16 protein-coding genes are annotated in these 15,366 nt (G+C 72.2%); 7 read left to right on the top strand and 9 right to left on the bottom strand.

What is annotated here, in order from left to right; all coding sequences use genetic code 11:
- Window positions 1-16: 16 nt before the first annotated feature.
- From BDK92_RS38570 to BDK92_RS29320, 3 genes are read left to right on the top strand one after another with little or no spacing between them, the layout of a single operon-like run.
- Window positions 17-223 carry a hypothetical protein gene (locus BDK92_RS38570; protein WP_147457149.1) on the top strand — a complete coding sequence of 69 codons (207 nt, stop codon included), beginning with the start codon at window positions 17-19 and terminating at the stop codon, window positions 221-223.
- A complete protein-coding gene (locus tag BDK92_RS29325) occupies window positions 213-485 on the top strand; it encodes a hypothetical protein (protein ID WP_121159619.1) in 273 nt (90 codons plus the stop codon). The genes BDK92_RS38570 and BDK92_RS29325 overlap by 11 nt, the downstream gene beginning before the upstream one ends.
- Window positions 482-775, top strand: coding sequence for a hypothetical protein (locus BDK92_RS29320; protein WP_246017311.1), 294 nt, complete (start codon window positions 482-484; stop codon window positions 773-775). Before BDK92_RS29325 ends, BDK92_RS29320 begins: the two co-directional genes overlap by 4 nt.
- A gap of 171 nt (window positions 776-946) precedes the next feature.
- On the opposite strand, the gene BDK92_RS29315 is transcribed toward BDK92_RS29320, so the two are convergent.
- Window positions 947-1,435 carry a MarR family winged helix-turn-helix transcriptional regulator gene (locus BDK92_RS29315; RefSeq protein ID WP_246017310.1) on the bottom strand — a complete coding sequence of 163 codons (489 nt, stop codon included), beginning with the start codon at window positions 1,433-1,435 and terminating at the stop codon, window positions 947-949.
- Between the two features lie 83 nt (window positions 1,436-1,518).
- Between BDK92_RS29315 and eno the strand changes: the two genes are divergently transcribed.
- From eno to BDK92_RS29300, 3 genes are all read left to right on the top strand, one after another.
- Window positions 1,519-2,823 carry a phosphopyruvate hydratase gene (gene eno, locus BDK92_RS29310; protein ID WP_121159616.1) on the top strand — a complete coding sequence of 435 codons (1,305 nt, stop codon included), beginning with the start codon at window positions 1,519-1,521 and terminating at the stop codon, window positions 2,821-2,823.
- Window positions 2,824-3,078: 255 nt separating this feature from the next.
- Complete coding sequence (locus BDK92_RS29305; protein ID WP_121159614.1) at window positions 3,079-4,458, top strand: serine hydrolase domain-containing protein; 1,380 nt, start codon at window positions 3,079-3,081, stop codon at window positions 4,456-4,458.
- Window positions 4,455-5,186 carry a MerR family transcriptional regulator gene (locus tag BDK92_RS29300; protein WP_121159613.1) on the top strand — a complete coding sequence of 244 codons (732 nt, stop codon included), beginning with the start codon at window positions 4,455-4,457 and terminating at the stop codon, window positions 5,184-5,186. The genes BDK92_RS29305 and BDK92_RS29300 overlap by 4 nt, the downstream gene beginning before the upstream one ends.
- 25 nt (window positions 5,187-5,211) lie before the next feature.
- On the opposite strand, the gene BDK92_RS29295 is transcribed toward BDK92_RS29300, so the two are convergent.
- The 8 genes from BDK92_RS29295 to BDK92_RS29260 are packed head-to-tail and all read right to left on the bottom strand — an operon-like array spanning window position 5,212 to window position 14,128.
- Window positions 5,212-6,195: a DNA topoisomerase IB gene (locus BDK92_RS29295; protein WP_121159611.1), complete on the bottom strand. Its 984-nt coding sequence runs from the start codon at window positions 6,193-6,195 to the stop codon at window positions 5,212-5,214.
- Entirely contained in the window at window positions 6,179-7,201 is a 1,023-nt protein-coding gene (locus tag BDK92_RS29290; RefSeq protein WP_121159610.1) for a glycosyltransferase family 9 protein, read from the bottom strand. The genes BDK92_RS29295 and BDK92_RS29290 overlap by 17 nt, the downstream gene beginning before the upstream one ends.
- On the bottom strand, window positions 7,198-7,899 hold the full coding sequence (locus BDK92_RS29285) for an SDR family oxidoreductase (RefSeq protein WP_121159608.1): 702 nt from the start codon (window positions 7,897-7,899) through the stop codon (window positions 7,198-7,200). Before BDK92_RS29285 ends, BDK92_RS29290 begins: the two co-directional genes overlap by 4 nt.
- A complete protein-coding gene (locus BDK92_RS29280) occupies window positions 7,896-9,335 on the bottom strand; it encodes a PfkB family carbohydrate kinase (protein WP_121159607.1) in 1,440 nt (479 codons plus the stop codon). The genes BDK92_RS29285 and BDK92_RS29280 overlap by 4 nt, the downstream gene beginning before the upstream one ends.
- Complete coding sequence (locus BDK92_RS29275) at window positions 9,332-10,135, bottom strand: D-sedoheptulose-7-phosphate isomerase (RefSeq protein WP_121159606.1); 804 nt, start codon at window positions 10,133-10,135, stop codon at window positions 9,332-9,334. Before BDK92_RS29275 ends, BDK92_RS29280 begins: the two co-directional genes overlap by 4 nt.
- Window positions 10,135-11,352, bottom strand: coding sequence for a glycosyltransferase (locus tag BDK92_RS29270; RefSeq protein ID WP_121159605.1), 1,218 nt, complete (start codon window positions 11,350-11,352; stop codon window positions 10,135-10,137). The genes BDK92_RS29275 and BDK92_RS29270 overlap by 1 nt, the downstream gene beginning before the upstream one ends.
- Window positions 11,337-12,314 carry a glycosyltransferase gene (locus tag BDK92_RS29265; RefSeq protein WP_121159603.1) on the bottom strand — a complete coding sequence of 326 codons (978 nt, stop codon included), beginning with the start codon at window positions 12,312-12,314 and terminating at the stop codon, window positions 11,337-11,339. Before BDK92_RS29265 ends, BDK92_RS29270 begins: the two co-directional genes overlap by 16 nt.
- Window positions 12,311-14,128, bottom strand: coding sequence for an HAD-IIIA family hydrolase (locus tag BDK92_RS29260; protein WP_121162697.1), 1,818 nt, complete (start codon window positions 14,126-14,128; stop codon window positions 12,311-12,313). The genes BDK92_RS29265 and BDK92_RS29260 overlap by 4 nt, the downstream gene beginning before the upstream one ends.
- A 411-nt stretch (window positions 14,129-14,539) precedes the next feature.
- Between BDK92_RS29260 and BDK92_RS29255 the strand changes: the two genes are divergently transcribed.
- Window positions 14,540-15,307, top strand: coding sequence for a polyprenol monophosphomannose synthase (locus BDK92_RS29255; RefSeq protein WP_121159602.1), 768 nt, complete (start codon window positions 14,540-14,542; stop codon window positions 15,305-15,307).
- Window positions 15,308-15,366: the final 59 nt, after the last annotated feature.

The raw sequence follows: 15,366 nt of genomic DNA, 5'->3' as shown, positions 1-15,366 counted from the left end.
ACGAGGAGGTGTCGAGATGTCCCGAGTCCGCCGCTGGTGGGGCTACGTCTGGCCGTGGCCCCCTGGGGCCGCCGTACCGCAGCCACCCATCGCACCGCCGTCGCCCCGCCCCCAGTGGGCCGACGAGCGTACGGCGAACCTGCGCCAGGTCCCGCTGCTCACGCTCGGGCAGCAGGTCGGGTATCGGGTGGCCCGGCGCAACGGGGGCCGTCATGTCCGGTAGGCCGCTGGTCAGCGTCGGTGACATCGTCAACGCCGAGGGCGAGGACTACTACCGGGGCACCGGAGCGAACCGCCGACCCGGCGTCGGAGACCTCCACCTGCGCATCACCCAGGCGCCGCTGAACACGAACCAGGAGTGGGTCCTCGTACACGGCATCGAAAAGCCACTGGGCAAGCCCGAACGCCCCGAGGCCGACTACGTCATCCGCCGCCGCGTACTCCTCGACATCGAACGCCCCGCACCGAAGGGACCGACCTGGTGATCGAGCCGAAGCCGGTCGCCAGCCGGCAACTCCACCTCCCGCTGCGCCCGGTCTGGTGCTGCCGGATCTGCGCCCAACCCTGGCCCTGCGCCGACGCCCGACTCGACCTGACGGTGAGCTTCCGCCACCAACGGATCGCACTGATGCTCTACCTCGGCACACAGTTCGTCGACGCCATCTCCGACCTGCACGTCTACGACTCCGCCCTCGGACCACCACCGGACGTACGCGCCATCTTCGACCGCATCATGTGCTGGATGCCGCCGGACCGTCCCCCACCCTCGGCCTGATCGCACCGTTGGTGCCCAACGCCCCCGCCCCCGGCGCGTGTCGTTACTTCCCCCGTGGTGCGACCCCGGGGGCGGGGCCATGCCTGGGCCAGTGCCGCGAAGGGAAAAGGAGGGACACCGCGCAAGCCTGGGGCGCGTGCCCGGCATCGCGAAACGTTGCCTGTCGGGGCACTAGCGTGTGGCAAGCCGCTCCAGCAGGGCGGCGCTCCGTGCCAGCAACGCCCGTTCCTCATCCGTGAGTTCGGCATCGATGGCCTGCGCGAGCCAACCGGCCCGGCGGCCACGCTCCGCTTCGAGCGCGGCCTGACCCATGTCCGACAAATCGACCAGCGACTTACGGCGGTCCGTGGGGTGCGCCCGGCGCGTGAGCAGGTTCTGTTCTATGAGCAGCCCCACCGTCCGGGCCATCGACTGGGGACGCACGCGCTGATCGGCGGCGAGGTCACTGATGGTCATGGCGCCGTCGCGGTCGAGTGCACCGAGCACGGCGACCTGACCCAGCGGGATGCGGTCCTCGTGTTTGACGCGTCGGGTGAGCTTGCCCATCGCGGTGCGCAGTTCAGCGGCGATGGCGGCGGCTTCCGGGGCGGGCATAGGGCACTTTACCCCGTTGACCAGCAGAGCTGTGCAGCAGACCTGCACAGCAATACTGAACAGCATTGCTGTAGGTTTTGCCGATGTCGGGCTCGGCGCCAGCGCTGTCGCAGCCAGGGCCACGACCAAGACAACGGGAAGGAACTCCCATGTCCGCAGAGGCAGTCGGAACCGTCAACGCCATCGAGACCGTCACCGCCCGCCGGATCATCGACAGTCGGGGCAACCCCACGGTCGAGGTCGACATCGTCCTGACGGACGGGTCCCTGGGGCGCGCGGCCGTCCCCTCCGGCGCCTCCACCGGCGCCCGGGAGGCCGTGGAACTGCGCGACGGTGACCCCGCGCGCTGGCACGGCAAGGGCGTCGACCGCGCGGTGGCCCACGTCAACGGGGAAATCGCCGCGTCCGTACGCGGCCGGGACGCGGCCGACCAGTCGGGTCTAGACGCCGCGCTGGTCGCCCTCGACGGCACCGCCACGAAGTCCCGGCTCGGCGCCAACGCGATCCTCGGCGTCTCCCTCGCCGCCGCCAAGGCCGCCGCGGCAGCCCACCGCCAGCCCCTCTACCGCTACCTCGGCGGCGCCGACGCCCACCTCCTGCCGCTGCCGATGATGAACATCGTCAACGGCGGCGCCCACGCCGACAATCCGCTGGATTTCCAGGAGTTCATGATCGTCCCGGTGGGCGCGGACACCTTCGCCGAAGCCGTCCGCATGGGCAGCGAGGTCTTCCACACCCTGCGCCGCGACCTGTTGGCCGCCGGGCACTCCACGGGTGTCGGCGACGAGGGTGGCTTCGCGCCCGCGCTGCGTACCGCTGAAGAGGCGCTCGACTTCGTGATGACCGCCATCGAGCGCACCGGCTACCGCCCCGGCACGGACATCGGCCTGGTCATGGACCCGGCGTCGTCGGAGTTCTTCCGCGACGGGGTGTACGACTACGCGGGCGAGGGGGTACGCCGCACCCCCTCCGAGCACGCCGACTACCTGGCCAAACTCATCGACGCGTACCCGGTCCTCTCCATTGAGGACCCGATGGCGGAGAACGACCTGGACGGCTGGCGCGAGCTGACCGCCCGCGTCGGTGACCGCTGTCAGCTCACCGGCGACGACGTGTTCTGCACCAACGAGACGCTGCTGCGCGAGGGCATCCGTACCGGTGTCGGCAACTCGGTCCTGGTCAAGGTCAATCAGATCGGGACCCTGAGCGAGGCGCTGGCCACGGTGGACACGGCCCACCAGGCGGGCTGGACGGTTGTCATGTCGCACCGCTCGGGCGAGACGGAGGACACCACCATCGCGGATCTCGCGGTGGCGACCGGCTGCGGTCAGATCAAGACCGGATCGCTCTCCCGCTCCGACCGCACGGCGAAGTACAACCAGCTGATCCGGATCGAAGAGGAGTTGGGCGACTCGGCGCGCTTCGCGGGCCGCTCCGCACTGCGTCGGGCGTGAACACCAGGCAGAGGTAGAGACCACGCGGGGCCCCCGATCACGATCGGGGGCCCCGCTCGCGTGCCGGGGAGACAAATCCCGGTCCCGCACTGACCGCCCGACTCCGCGAGCAAATGTCCCGACCGGGCTTGACCTTGCCCCTGGGGCAAGGTTCGAGCATTTGTGGCAGGAACGCGCGGGAACACGGTGCGGGCCGGCGCGGGACCTCGCGGCCAGCTCGGCGCCGGGCGCGCAGAGGATGGGAAGGGAACACGAATGTCACACGACACGCTCGCCGATTTCGTCACGGCGACCGCCACGAAGTTCGACATTCCGGGCGTCGCTGTCGGCGTGTGGATGAAGGGCCGGGAGGTCTATGCGTGCCACGGCGTGACGAGCGTCGAGAACCCGGTCCCGGTCGACCGGGACACGCTGTTCGCGCTGGCCTCGGTCACGAAGACCTACACGGCGAGCGCGCTGATGTGCCTCGTCGCCCAAGGGAGGGTCGACCTGCACGCGCCGGTGCGGCGGTACGTCCCCGAGCTGGCGCTCACCGACGAGCGGGCGGCGGCGGAGATCACCGTGCTGCAACTGCTCAACCACACGTCGGGACTGGACTGGTCGGTCATCGTCGAGACCGGTGAGGGGGACGACGCGCTGGCCGGCTACGTAGCACGGCTGGCCGACCTGAAGCTGACCTCTCCGCCCGGCACCCGCGCCTCGTACAGCCAGGCCGGCTACAACCTGGCCGGGCGGATCATAGAAAAGGTCACCGACCTGACGTACGAACAGGCCGTCGCCTCGCTGCTCGCCGAGCCACTGGGGCTGTCGCACAGCCTCTTCGCGCCCCTCGACGTGATGACCCGGCGGTTCGCCGTGGGGCACAACCGCGGCGAGGACGGCACGCTCTCCGTCGCGCAGCCGTGGCGGCCGGGTGGACGCGGCAACAACCCCGGCGCGGGACTGGCGTCCTCGGTGAGTGACCAGCTGCGCTGGGCCAGGTTCCATCTGGGTGACGGATGCACCGAAGGCGGCGAGCGGATCCTCCCCGCTGAGCTGCTGCGGAGCATGACGGAGCCGACGGTCGAGCTGCGGGGCAGCAGCATCGGCGACGCGCTCGGCATCGCTTGGTTCCTGCGCCACGTGGACGGCGTCCGTACCGCCGGGCACGGCGGGTCGTCGGACGGCCAGTTCGCCGAACTGCTCACCGTACCGGAGCGTGACTTCGCGATCGTCTCGCTCGCCAACGCCGGCCCGGACGGTATTCCGTTCAACCAGGCCGTACTGCGCTGGGCGCTCGAGCACTACCTGGGGGTGATCGACCAGGACCCGGAGCCGATCCCGTACGTCGAGGCGCGGGCCGCCGAGATCGCGGGGAGCTACGAGAACGACGCGATGACGCTGATCATCGCCACCGACGGGGCGGGACTGACGCTGGAGGTAGGGATCAAGCCGGAGATCCGCGCGGCGCTACAGACCGAAGCGCCCCCGGACTACCCGCCGGCCGCGATGGGCCTACTCGCGGGCGACGGCGACGAGTACATCATCACCGAGGGTGGACTGACCGGGCAGCGCGGCTTCTTCAGCCGCGACGCAACCGGCGCGATCGTCGGGGTGGACCTTGCCGGCCGCCTCTTCCCCCGGGTCCGGAAATGATCACCATCGGCCAGCTCGCCGGATACGCGGGCGTGACAATCAAGGCGGTCCGCCACTACCACCAGCGCGGTCTGCTTGAGGAACCACCGCGCGACTCGTCGGGCTACCGGAGCTACGGCGCCGAGCACGCCATCGAGCTGGTCAAGATCAAAACACTGGCCGAAGCCGGGGTGCCGCTCGCCCGGGTCAGGGAGCTGCTCGCGGCCGACCCGGACCGGTTCGCCACGGCGATCGCCGAAATCGACCGCAACCTACGGGAACGGGCCGAGGAGTTGATACGTACCCGCGAACGGATCGCCCGGCTCAGCGGTGGTGACCGGCTGTTCGTCCCGCCCGAGGTGGCCGACTTTCTCGACCGGCTGCGGGCGCTCGGGGTGAGCGAACGACTGACATGGATGGAGCGGGACACCTGGATCCTGTTGTATTCGGTCTCGCCGAAGGAGGCGGCCCTGCTCCTCGCCGACAAGCGCGACTCGATCGACGATCCGGAGTTCGTCGGCAGCTACCTGGAGTACGACGCGGCGTTCGACTGGCCCCCCGAGGACCCGCGCCTGCCCGCGCTGGCCGACCGGATGTGGCGCTGGATGATCAACCGCGACGGCAGGATCGAGGACGAACAGCTCACAGACCCGATCGCCGCCCGACTGGTCGGGACCTCGGCCAGCGTGACGTCGCCCGCCTGGGACCGGCTCGCCGAACTCCTGCGGGAGCGCGGCGCGCCCGACTGACCCCCGCCAAGGGCTCAGGGACATCTCAGGTCGACGACAGAAACTCGACCACCGCGCGTTCGAGCACCTCGGGCGGGGCGTCCGGGTCGACGTCGATCGTCTGACCGTCGTGATAGCGGTCGATCAGTCGCGGGTCGACGTACGACGCGCGCGCCACGGCCGGGGTGTTGCCGAGCAGGTCGGCGACCTCCCGCATCACCCCGGCGACCGCCCGCTTGCGCCGGGTCTCCGACCGCTCCGGGCCGAGCCGCGCCAGGGCGCAGGACGTACGCAGCGTCGCGTGCCACGTACGGAAATCCTTCGCGGTCATCTCACCGCCGCTCGCCGCGCGCAGATACTCGTTGATCTCGTCGCTGCGTACGTCCCGCCAACCGTGACCGTCCCAGTAGCCGAAGAGCCGGTTCGCGCCGCGCCGCCTGCGGCGCAGGTCCCGCAGCACCGCGCAGAGGCCGGGGTCCTCGATCCGCTGCACCTGGGCGATGCCGCCCTTCGCCGGGAACTCGAAAACCACACAACCGCGCTGCGCCCGGGTGTGCTCCGGTCGCAGGGTCGCCACCCCGAAGGTGGGATCGTCGCCGGCCGCGTACTGGTCGCTGCCGACCCGGAAGGTGCCCGAGTCGAGCAGGCTCGCCACGATCGCCAGCACCCGTTCCCGGCCCAGTCCCCGACCGGCGAGGTCGGCATTGACCCGGGCGCGCAGCACCGGCAGCCGGGCGGCGACCTCCAACACGTGGTCGAACTTCGCCTCGTCCCGGCGGGTACGCCAGAGCGGATGGTAGAGGTACTGCTTGCGGCCGGCGGCGTCGATCCCGGTCGCCTGGATGTGACCGGCCGGGTGGGGTGAGATCCAGACGTCCCGCCACGCGGGCGGAATGACCAGTCCCCGGAGCCGGTCCAGCTCCTCCGGGTCGCGGATCGGTCGGCCGCGCAGGTCGACGAAGCTCACGCCGCGACCACGGCGGCGCCGGCCGTACCCGGGCTTCGCCGGGTCGCTACGTCGCAACCGCATGGCGCTCCCGCGCCACCTGGTCGACCTCGTCGACTGCGGTCAGCACCTGCTCGATCCCGATCGCGGCGAGCATCGGGTGCGGGGTGAAGGGCTCGCTGTCCCCCTCGACCGGGAGCGTCTCCGGCACCTCCGGGTCGAGTTCCACAAGCTCGGCGTCGGTGGCGGCGGCGTCGTCGGCCAGAGCCGCCGCCCAGAGTGCGCGGTGCCAGGGCCGGTCCACCGGCGGACCCCAGTGTTCGGTGCGGACCGGTCCGAACAGCACCACCGACGGAATCCCGTACGCGGTGGCCAGGTGGGCGACACCGGTGTCGGCACTGACCACCAGTCGGCTGTGCGCGACTATCGCCGCCAGCCCGGCCAGGTCGAGCCGGCCGGCGAGTACGGCGGTGGCGGGCAGACCAGCCCGGCGGGCCACCTGTTCGGCGAGATCACGCTCGGGCGCCGAACCGGTCACGACCACCCGGTGACCGGCCAGGCTCAACTCCCGGGCGACCGCCGCGAACCGCTCCGGTGACCAGCGCTTGGCGGGAATCTTGGCTCCCGGGTGGACGACCGTCACCCCGACCGGGACCCGGTGCGGACTCGGTCGGCGCAACGCCAGGTCGCTCGGGTCGGTGCTGATGTCGTACCAGCTCAAAAGCCGGCACCAGCGGTCCACCTCGTGCTCGTCGGCGGACCACGGCGGACCGTCGGTGTGGTCGGCCTCGGCGTTGTGGAACGCGCAGAGCCGCTGCGCCCCGGCCGCCTGGAGGACCTGGTGCGAACGTGGCCCGCGTCCGTGCAGGTTCACCGCCCAGTGCGGCGCCGGCCCCGGCCACTCCACGCTCTCCAGACCGTCCGTCGGCACCAGCCGGTCGACCCCACCGACCAGGTCGACCAGGGGTGCCAGCCAGGCCGGTGCGGCCAGCGCCAGGGTCCGGTCCGGGAACGCGGCCCGCAGGCCACGCAGTGCCGGGACGGCGGTGGCCAGGTCACCCACACCGAGCGCCCGCAGGACCAGGATCATGGGTACGACGTCTCCTGCTCGGCACAGACCACGAGTTCGCGGATCGCGCAGCCGGGCGGCTGGCCGAGCGCGAAGAGCACCGCGGCGGCGACGCTCGCCGGGTCGTTGAGGACGGCGTCGGCGCCCGGCCGGTACTGCTCGGTCCGTTCGTCGAAGAAGGCGGTACGCATCCCGCCCGGCACCAGCAGCGTCACCCCGACCGAGCCGGCCAGTTCGGCGGCGAGCGCCCTGGTGAAGCCGACCACCCCGAACTTCGCGGCGCAGTACGCGGTGGCGTCGCTGACCGCCTTGACGCCGAGCGTCGAGGCGACGGTGACCACCGTCCCGTGTGAGCTCTCCAGATAGGGCAGGGCCGCCCGGACCACCGCGGCGGTGGCGAGCAGGTCGACGGTGACCACCCGCTCCCAGGTTTCCGCCGGCAGGTCGACGAGCCGACCGGGTACGTCCATCCCGGCGGCGGTGACCAGCCCGTCGAGCCCGCCGGCCTGCTCGGCGAGCTGCCGGGTGGCCGCCTCGGCGGCGCGGGTGTCGGCGAGGTCGCACTCGACCCACGGCACCCCGTCGACGGGGGCCTGCCGGTCCAGCACGTACGGTCGGCCGCCGGACTTCGCCACCGCGGTCACCACCGCCGCCCCGAGCCCGCTGGAACCCCCGGTGACGAGTACGGCTGGGCCGGCGCCCGGCACGGTTGCGGTCATCGCGCTCCTCCCGTCGAGTGTGGCGCGGCCGTTCGGGCCGCCGCGATCATTCCGGTGGTCGACCGGCCGTCCAGGTACGGCACCACCACCGTGTGCCCGCCCCACCGGTGGACGATCTCGGCCTCGGGCAGCCCCGGTTCGTCCCCGCCGCCGGTGCCGTAGTCGCCGCCCTTGACCCAGACGTCGGGGCGCAGCCAGGAGAGCGCGGCGTGCGGGGTGGCCTCGTCGAAGATCACCACCGCGTCGACGCAGCCGAGTGCGGCCAGCAACCGGCTGCGGTCGTACTGCGGCACCAGGGGACGGTCGGAGCCCTTCAGCCGGGCCACGCTGGCATCGGAGTTGAGGCAGACGACCAGGCAGTCACCGAGCCGGCGGGCCGCCTCCAGGGTGGCCACGTGTCCGGCGTGGAGCAGGTCGAAACAGCCACCGGTGGCGACCACGGTCCCGCCCGCCGCCCGCACCTCGGCGACCAGCGCACCGGCCGGCCCCGGCCCGATCCGCTGTTCCCGGTCGGCCACCGACACCGACACCGGCTCGGGCACGGGCGCCGGTACGGCCTCGGAAACACCGCCGGCGGCCACGTACGCGGACGCCTCGGCGACCGCCTGCTGCACCGCCTCGGAGACCAGCGCCCCCCGGGCGAGCGCCAGCGCGGCGGTGGCGGCGAACCGGTCCCCGGCCCCGCAGGTGTCTCCGTCGGCGCTGGTCGGCGAGGGCACCACCAGTGGCGTGGAGCCGGCGTGGCAGAGCAACGCGCCGTCACCACCGAGGGTCACCGCGACGGCGCCGACCCGCCAGCGCTCCCGCAGCCCGTTCGCGCTACGGGAGGCGGTGATCAACCGGGAGGCTCCCGGCGTACCACCGGCGAGCTCGCGTACCTCGACCTCGTTCGGGCAGGTCAACCGGATGCCCGGGACGGCCGCCGGACCACGCGGATGCGGATCCCAGACCACCGGGGCGGTCGCGGCGGCGAGCGCCGCACGCAGGGTCGGCTGTGCCGCCACCCCTCGCCCGTAGTCGCTGACCAGGATCCCGGCCGCCCCGGCGAGCAGTTCCAGGACGGCGTCGCTCGGTTCACCCGGCGGGCCGGCCGCACCACCCCGGTCGAGTCGCAGCAACACCCGCCCCCGGGTCCGGAGCCGGATCTTCTCCGGGGTGGCGCCGGGCAGCGGCAGCGCGTACACCTGCACCCCGGCGGCGGTGAGCAGGCTGCTCAGCCGGGCCCCACCGGCGTCGTCGGCGAGCGCGGTGACCAGGGCCACCTCGAATCCCCGGCCGACCGCGAAGAGCGCGGCGAGGCCGGCGCCACCGGGCCGGTCCACGTGCGTGCTCTCGTCCAGCACCGGCACCGGGGAGTCCGGGCAGAGTCGGTTGACCACACCCTCGACGTCCCGGTCGAGCAGCGTGTCGCCGATGACGACCAACCGGCCGGTCACGGCCCGGCTCCGCGACTGTTCGGCCCCCGACTGTGTGGTCGCCGGGACCCGACCGGCCGGTGCTCCACCGGCGGCAACTCCTCCACCAGTTCCTCCGGCACCTCCACCGCCACCTCACCCTGGGGAAGGAAGGGCCCCTTGTTATCGGATTCTGTATAGGAAGGGGCCCTTCCTAACCCGGGGTCGACCAGCGGTAGGGCGGCGTAGCCGGCTGGTGTGCCGAGGGCGGTGGGCAGGGCCAGTTCGACGTACTCGCAGAGCACGTGCGCCGAGACCAGGTGCAGTTCCTGCACCACCTGCGGGTCGGGCGACGGTACGGCGAGCACCTCGGCACACGCCTCGGCGAGCGGGTTCGGCACCGGTCCGGTGAACGCCCAGCACCGCAACCCCGTCTCCTGCCCGGCTCGCGCCGCCCGGATCAGGTTGGCGCTGCGCCCGCTGGTCGACAGGAGCAGCAGGATGTCGTCGGGGCGGCCATGTGCCCGTACCTGCCGGGCGAAGACCTCCTCGAAGCCGTAGTCGTTGCCGATGGCGGTCAACGACGAGGTTTCCGCACTCAACGCGATCGCCGACAGCGGCGCCCGGTCCGCCCGCAACTTGCCGACCAGTTCCGCGGCGAGGTGCTGCGCCTCCGCCGCGCTGCCACCGTTGCCGGCGACCAGCAGCCGTCCACCCTGGGCCAGCCGGGCGGCGAGTTCGTCACCCCAGCGGGCGAGTTCCCCGGCCACCCGCCGGTAGGGCAGCAGCGCCGAGGCGAGACCGGCGAGGTGCGCGTCGATCACCTCGGTCGAGTGCGGCATCAGGCCACCACCCCGCTCGGCCGCCGCACCTCGCTGACCGCCGTGTAGACGCCGCCGAGTTCGGCCGCCGCCCGCCGCCACGAGTACTGCTGACGGGCCCGGTCCAGGGCCGCCTTCGCGTACGCGAAACGGCGGGTCCGGTCGGCCAGCAGGTCGGCGATGGCGGTGCCGAGCGCGGACGGGTCCCGAGGCGACACGAGGTCACCGGTACGGCCCTCGACCACGGTGTCGATCAGTCCGCCGACCCGGGTGCCGATCACCGGTACGCCGCACGCCATCGCCTCCAGTGGGGTGAGGCCGAACGGTTCGTACCAGGGGGCGGCGACGAGCACGTCCGCCGACCGGTACCAACGGGGCATCTCCTCGCGGGGTACCGCACCGACCAGCCTTACCCGGTCGGCGAGGCCACAGGAGCGGGCCAGCGCACGCAGGCGACGGGCCTGCGGGTCCTCGCCGAGCAGCTCCTCCGGCGGCCCGCCGACGATCACACACTCGGCGTCCGGGACCGCCCGCATCGCCCGGATCACGTCCTGGAAGCCCTTCCGCTCGACCAGCCGGCCGACGGTGAGCACCCGGGGCCGGCCGGTCTCCCGCTCGGCGACCTCGCCGGCCGGGGAGAAGTTCTCCACGTTGACCCCGGAGGGCACGACCACCATCCGGTCCTGGGGTACGCCCATCCGGACCAGTTCACGTACCTCGTCCTGGCTCTGCGCGATCACCCGGTCCATCGCGCGCCCCAGCGCCCGTTCGTAGCCGATCCGCCGGGCCGGGCTGGTGTCCGCCGCCCCCTGGTGCCGGCGCTTGACCGTGCCGAGCGCGTGGTACGTCTGCACCACCGGCACCCCGGTCTGCCGGCCGGCGGTGATCGCGGCGAGACCGCTCATCCAGAAGTGGGCGTGGGCGACGTCCGGCACCCAGTCGTCGCGCCGCCACTGGGCGGCGAGCCAGCGGCTGAACTCCTTCATGTACGGCAGCAGCACGTCCTTGGGGATCGGTTCGGGCGGGCCGGCCGGTACGTGCATCACCGCCACCCCGTCCCGCATCTGCACCATGTCGGGCAGGTCGGTACTGTCCCGTCGGGTGTAGACCCGAACGTCGTGCCCTGCCGTGGCGAGTGCGGCGGAGAGCTCCGCGACATGCGTGTTCTGCCCACCGGCGTCCTCCCCGCCCAGCGTGGCGAGCGGACTGGCGTGCTCCGAGATCATCGCGATCCGCATAGCTCCTCCTCCAGCAACCGGTCCCAGTCGGTGAGGAAGCGGTCCAGGCCGTACCGGGTCCGGGCGGTTTCCCGGGCCCGGGCGCCGAGCTGGCGTGCCGCCACGGGCTCGTCGATCAGGCGGGTCGCCGCCGCCAGCAGGGTGTCGACCCGGGTGGAGAGCACTCCCGCCTCGGGTGGCACCGCCGCCACCGCCTCGGTGGTGGCCAGGACGACCACCGGCATGCCGATCGCCATCGCCTCGATCAGGCTCAGGCCGAGCGACGTCCACCGGCACAGGTGCAGGTAGGCCCGGCGGCGTCCGAGTTCGGCCTGCATCCGGCTCTGCGGCAGGTCGTCGTGGGTGGTCAGCCGGTCGGCCGGGAGTCCGAGGTGGTCCCCGAGTCCGGACACGCCCAGGCCGAAGACGTCGAGCGGTGCCACCTCGGCGAAGAGCGGCAACAGGTCGGTGCCGGTGACCCGGCCCCGGCGTACCGGTTCGTTGATCACCACCGCGAGTCGATCGAGTTCCCCGGTGTAGCTGGCGACCGGGTCGACGATGCCGTGCTCGACCACTGTGGTCCGGGTCCCGCCGGTGTCCCAGAAGAGCGAGTTGAAGTGGGTGACGTGGGCGATGAGCAGGTCGTCCCGGTCGGCCATCGGGTGCCGGCTGTTCGGCACCGCGCCCTCCTTGGGCGTGTTGTGCTCGACGAAGATCGCCGGTACGTCGCTTCCGATCCGCCGCCGCAACCAGGTGCCGGCGAGTTCGAACTCCTCCGGCCGCTGGAGGATCACCAGGTCCACGTCGGCGTCGGCCAACTCCTGCGGGGTGACCTCCTCCACCGTGTCCGGCCAGGGATAGGTGCGCGCCCGCCCGAGCCCGTACGGACCCCGGTCCGGGGTGACCGGCACCAGGTAGCGGTGCTTGCCGTGGACGAACGAGGTGGTCCAGGACCCGTGTACGTGCCAGAGCAGGATGTTCATGCGGCGCCGCCGTAGACCCGGGCGGGTACGGCTCCGAAGATCGGAACCGGGTCCCCTCCGGTGTGGAGGAGGCGGACCGCCGCCACCACGCTCTCCGGCTCGACGGAGGAGAGGCACGGGTGTCCGGGCACCGGACAGGAGGTCGCCCGGGTGTGCCGGCAGCCGGCGGCGGCGTCACCGAGGCGTACCGTCGGCACCCGGTACGGGCCCCACTGTCCGAAGGAGACGGTGGGCGCGAAGAGGCTGATCACGGGCGTGCCCAGGGCTGCGGCGAGATGCGCGGGCCCGGTGTTGCCGACCACCAGGCACCCGGCGCGGGCGATGATCGCGGCGAGGCTGGTCAGTGACGTCTGACCGCCCAGGTCGACGCCGGCCCGCCCGGCGACGCGGGCGCTCAGTGCCCCCTCGTCGGGCCCGCCGGTGACCACGACCCGATGTCCGGCCTCGGCCAGCGCGGCGACGATCCGGGCGCAGAGTTCGGGTGGGCAGGCCCGCGCGGCGACCGACGAACCGGGATGCACGACGACGTAGCCGGGTTCGGCGAGGGCCCCGTCACCCGGCAACGGATCCAGGCACTCGGCCCGCAGTCGCAGGGTCGGATCGTCGTCGGGGGGCAGGGGAAACCCGGCCGCGGCGGCGAGTGAGAGCGCGCGTTCGGTCTCCGGGATGCCCAACGGCACCCGGTGTCGTACGTCCAGCAACGAGCCCGGGTAGTCGTCGCTGATCGCCGAGATCCGGTCGACGCCGGCCATCCGCAACACCAACGCCAACGGCAGAGCCGACTGGTGAAAGGAGGTGAAAAGTACGGCTTCGTCCGCGCCGACCTCGGCCAGCCGGGCGGTCAGCCGGTCCACCTCGGCCCGGTCGACGGGGGTCGGTTGCGGGTCGATCCACGGCAGCGGCCACTCGATCAGCTCGTCGATGCCGGGCAGCAGTTCGGCCGCCGCCCTCCCCCGGGGGCCGCAGAGCATCACGACCCGGTCGGCACCGGCCGCCACCGCCCGGATCGCCGGCCCGGTGACCAGTACGTCGCCGGCCGAGTCCGGGCGGGCCACCAGGACACAACGCGGGCGCCCACGGTGGACGCCCGAAGCCGGGGCGGCAGCCGTACCGATCTCCGCCCGCCCGTCGCCACCGGCGACGAGTCTCTGGCGGCGCAGGATCAGGTCGACGGCCCCCGGTAGGTCGCCGGCGACCGCGGGTGCGGCGGCGACCTCCTCGGGCCTGGTCTGCGCTGTGGGAACGAGAATCCCGGCCGCGCCGGCGGCGCCGGCCGCGATCATGTCCGCACCGATGTCTCCTACCAGGACGCAACGGTCGGGTGTCGTGCCGAGCGCACGGGCGGCGTCGGCGACCATTCCGGGCGAGGGCTTGCGGCAGCGACATCCGGCAACGCCGGGACCGGGCTCGGCGTGCGGGCAGATCTGCCAGCTGTCGAACGGCCCGAGCAGTTCCTCCACCCGGGCGTTGACCCGGTCCAGGTCGCTGCGGCTGAACCGGCCCCGGGCGAGCCCCGACTGGTTGGTCACCACGCCGAGGCGCAGTCCTGCGGCGCGCAACCGGTCGAGTGCCTCCCGGGCGCCCGCCACCGGGCGTACCAGGGTCGGGTCTCCGTTGTACGGGACGTCGTGCACCAGTGTGCCGTCCCGGTCGAACAGGACCGCCTCGAACAGCACCGGTGGCAAGGCTGCTTCACCCGGCTCAGGTCGCCCCTGCGCGAGGCCGGCGATCGTGCCGCCTGACCTGCGCTGATGCGGGTCGACCTGATCGTTTCGCACGGGGGGCGGGTTCCCTCGGGCAGAAGGAGTAAACATCATTTCCGCCCGTCCACCGGACCGCCCAGCCCCGCCCGACGGCGGCTGCTGCGGCCTGGCGCGCGACTGCTTCTCGCCCACTACGCGCTCCGCACCGGTACCCGCGACAGTGCCGCGCTAACCGGATCGTGGCCGATTCACCGACGGCGCGTTGAACAGGAGGGGCGAACTGCGTACCGGTCACGGATCGCGACTCATTGTCACCAGGACGTCGAGTCCGCGTGACGGATCCGACCGGGCGGAGGCGGTTGTTCGGCTCGCGGCTACGCCTGGATCACCCAGTGTCGCGACCGGCGATCGCGCTACAGAAGGGTGTAAACAGGATGTACGTGGTTAGCCCGGTGGTCGCGCCGGGGTGGCTGGGTGATTACCCTCTCCCTGACCGCTGTCGGCAGAACGAGGATGTCTGTAATGATCGAGCCCGTCCAGTTGCCATCCCCCTGGCGTGATGAGCGGCTGACTGTCGTCGTCCCGACCTACAACGAGGCGAACAACCTGCCGACGTTGGTCGAACGGCTGCTAGCGCTCCCGCTGCCCGGCATGAGCATCCTGATCGCCGACGACAACTCCCCGGACGGGACCGGCGACGTGGCGGACAAGCTTTCCGCCGAACATCCCGACCGGATCCAGGTGGTCCACCGGCCCGGCAAGGAGGGCCTCGGACGGGCGTACGTCGACGGGATCGGTCGGGCGCTCGACGGTGGCGCGCGGTTCGTGGCCCAGATGGACGCCGACCTGTCGCACCCGCCGGAGGCGTTGCCCGGCATGCTCGGCGCGCTCCTCTCCACTCAGGCGGGTGTGGTGATCGGGTCACGCTACGTGCCTGGTGGACAACTCGACGAGGCGTGGCCGCTCTACCGCCGTGCGCTCAGCGGATGGGCGAACCTCTACGTGCACACGCTGTTGCAGGTGCGGATCCGCGACCTCACCGCCGGCTTCAAGATCTGGCGGGCGGACGCGCTGCGGGAGATCGGCCTGGAGCGGGTGCAGTCCAACGGCTACAGCTTCCAGGTCGAGATGCACTACCTGGCGACCAAGCTCGGGCAGACCATCGTCGAGGTGCCGATCCGGTTCGAAGAGCGCCGCGACGGTGTCTCGAAGATGACCACCGCGACGAAGATCGAGAGCGCGCTGATGCCGTTCCGGCTCCGTACCCGCCACCGCAACATCGCGCCGTAGCCTTCCGACGGGATCCGGTCGACGCACGGGCAGGAGCCTGCCCCCGGTGACCCCGGGGC

Source organism: Micromonospora pisi, assembly GCF_003633685.1.
GTDB classification, from domain to species: domain Bacteria; phylum Actinomycetota; class Actinomycetes; order Mycobacteriales; family Micromonosporaceae; genus Micromonospora_G; species Micromonospora_G pisi.
Note: the sequence above shows the minus strand (reverse complement) of the source record. Positions and strands in the feature narration are given on the sequence as shown.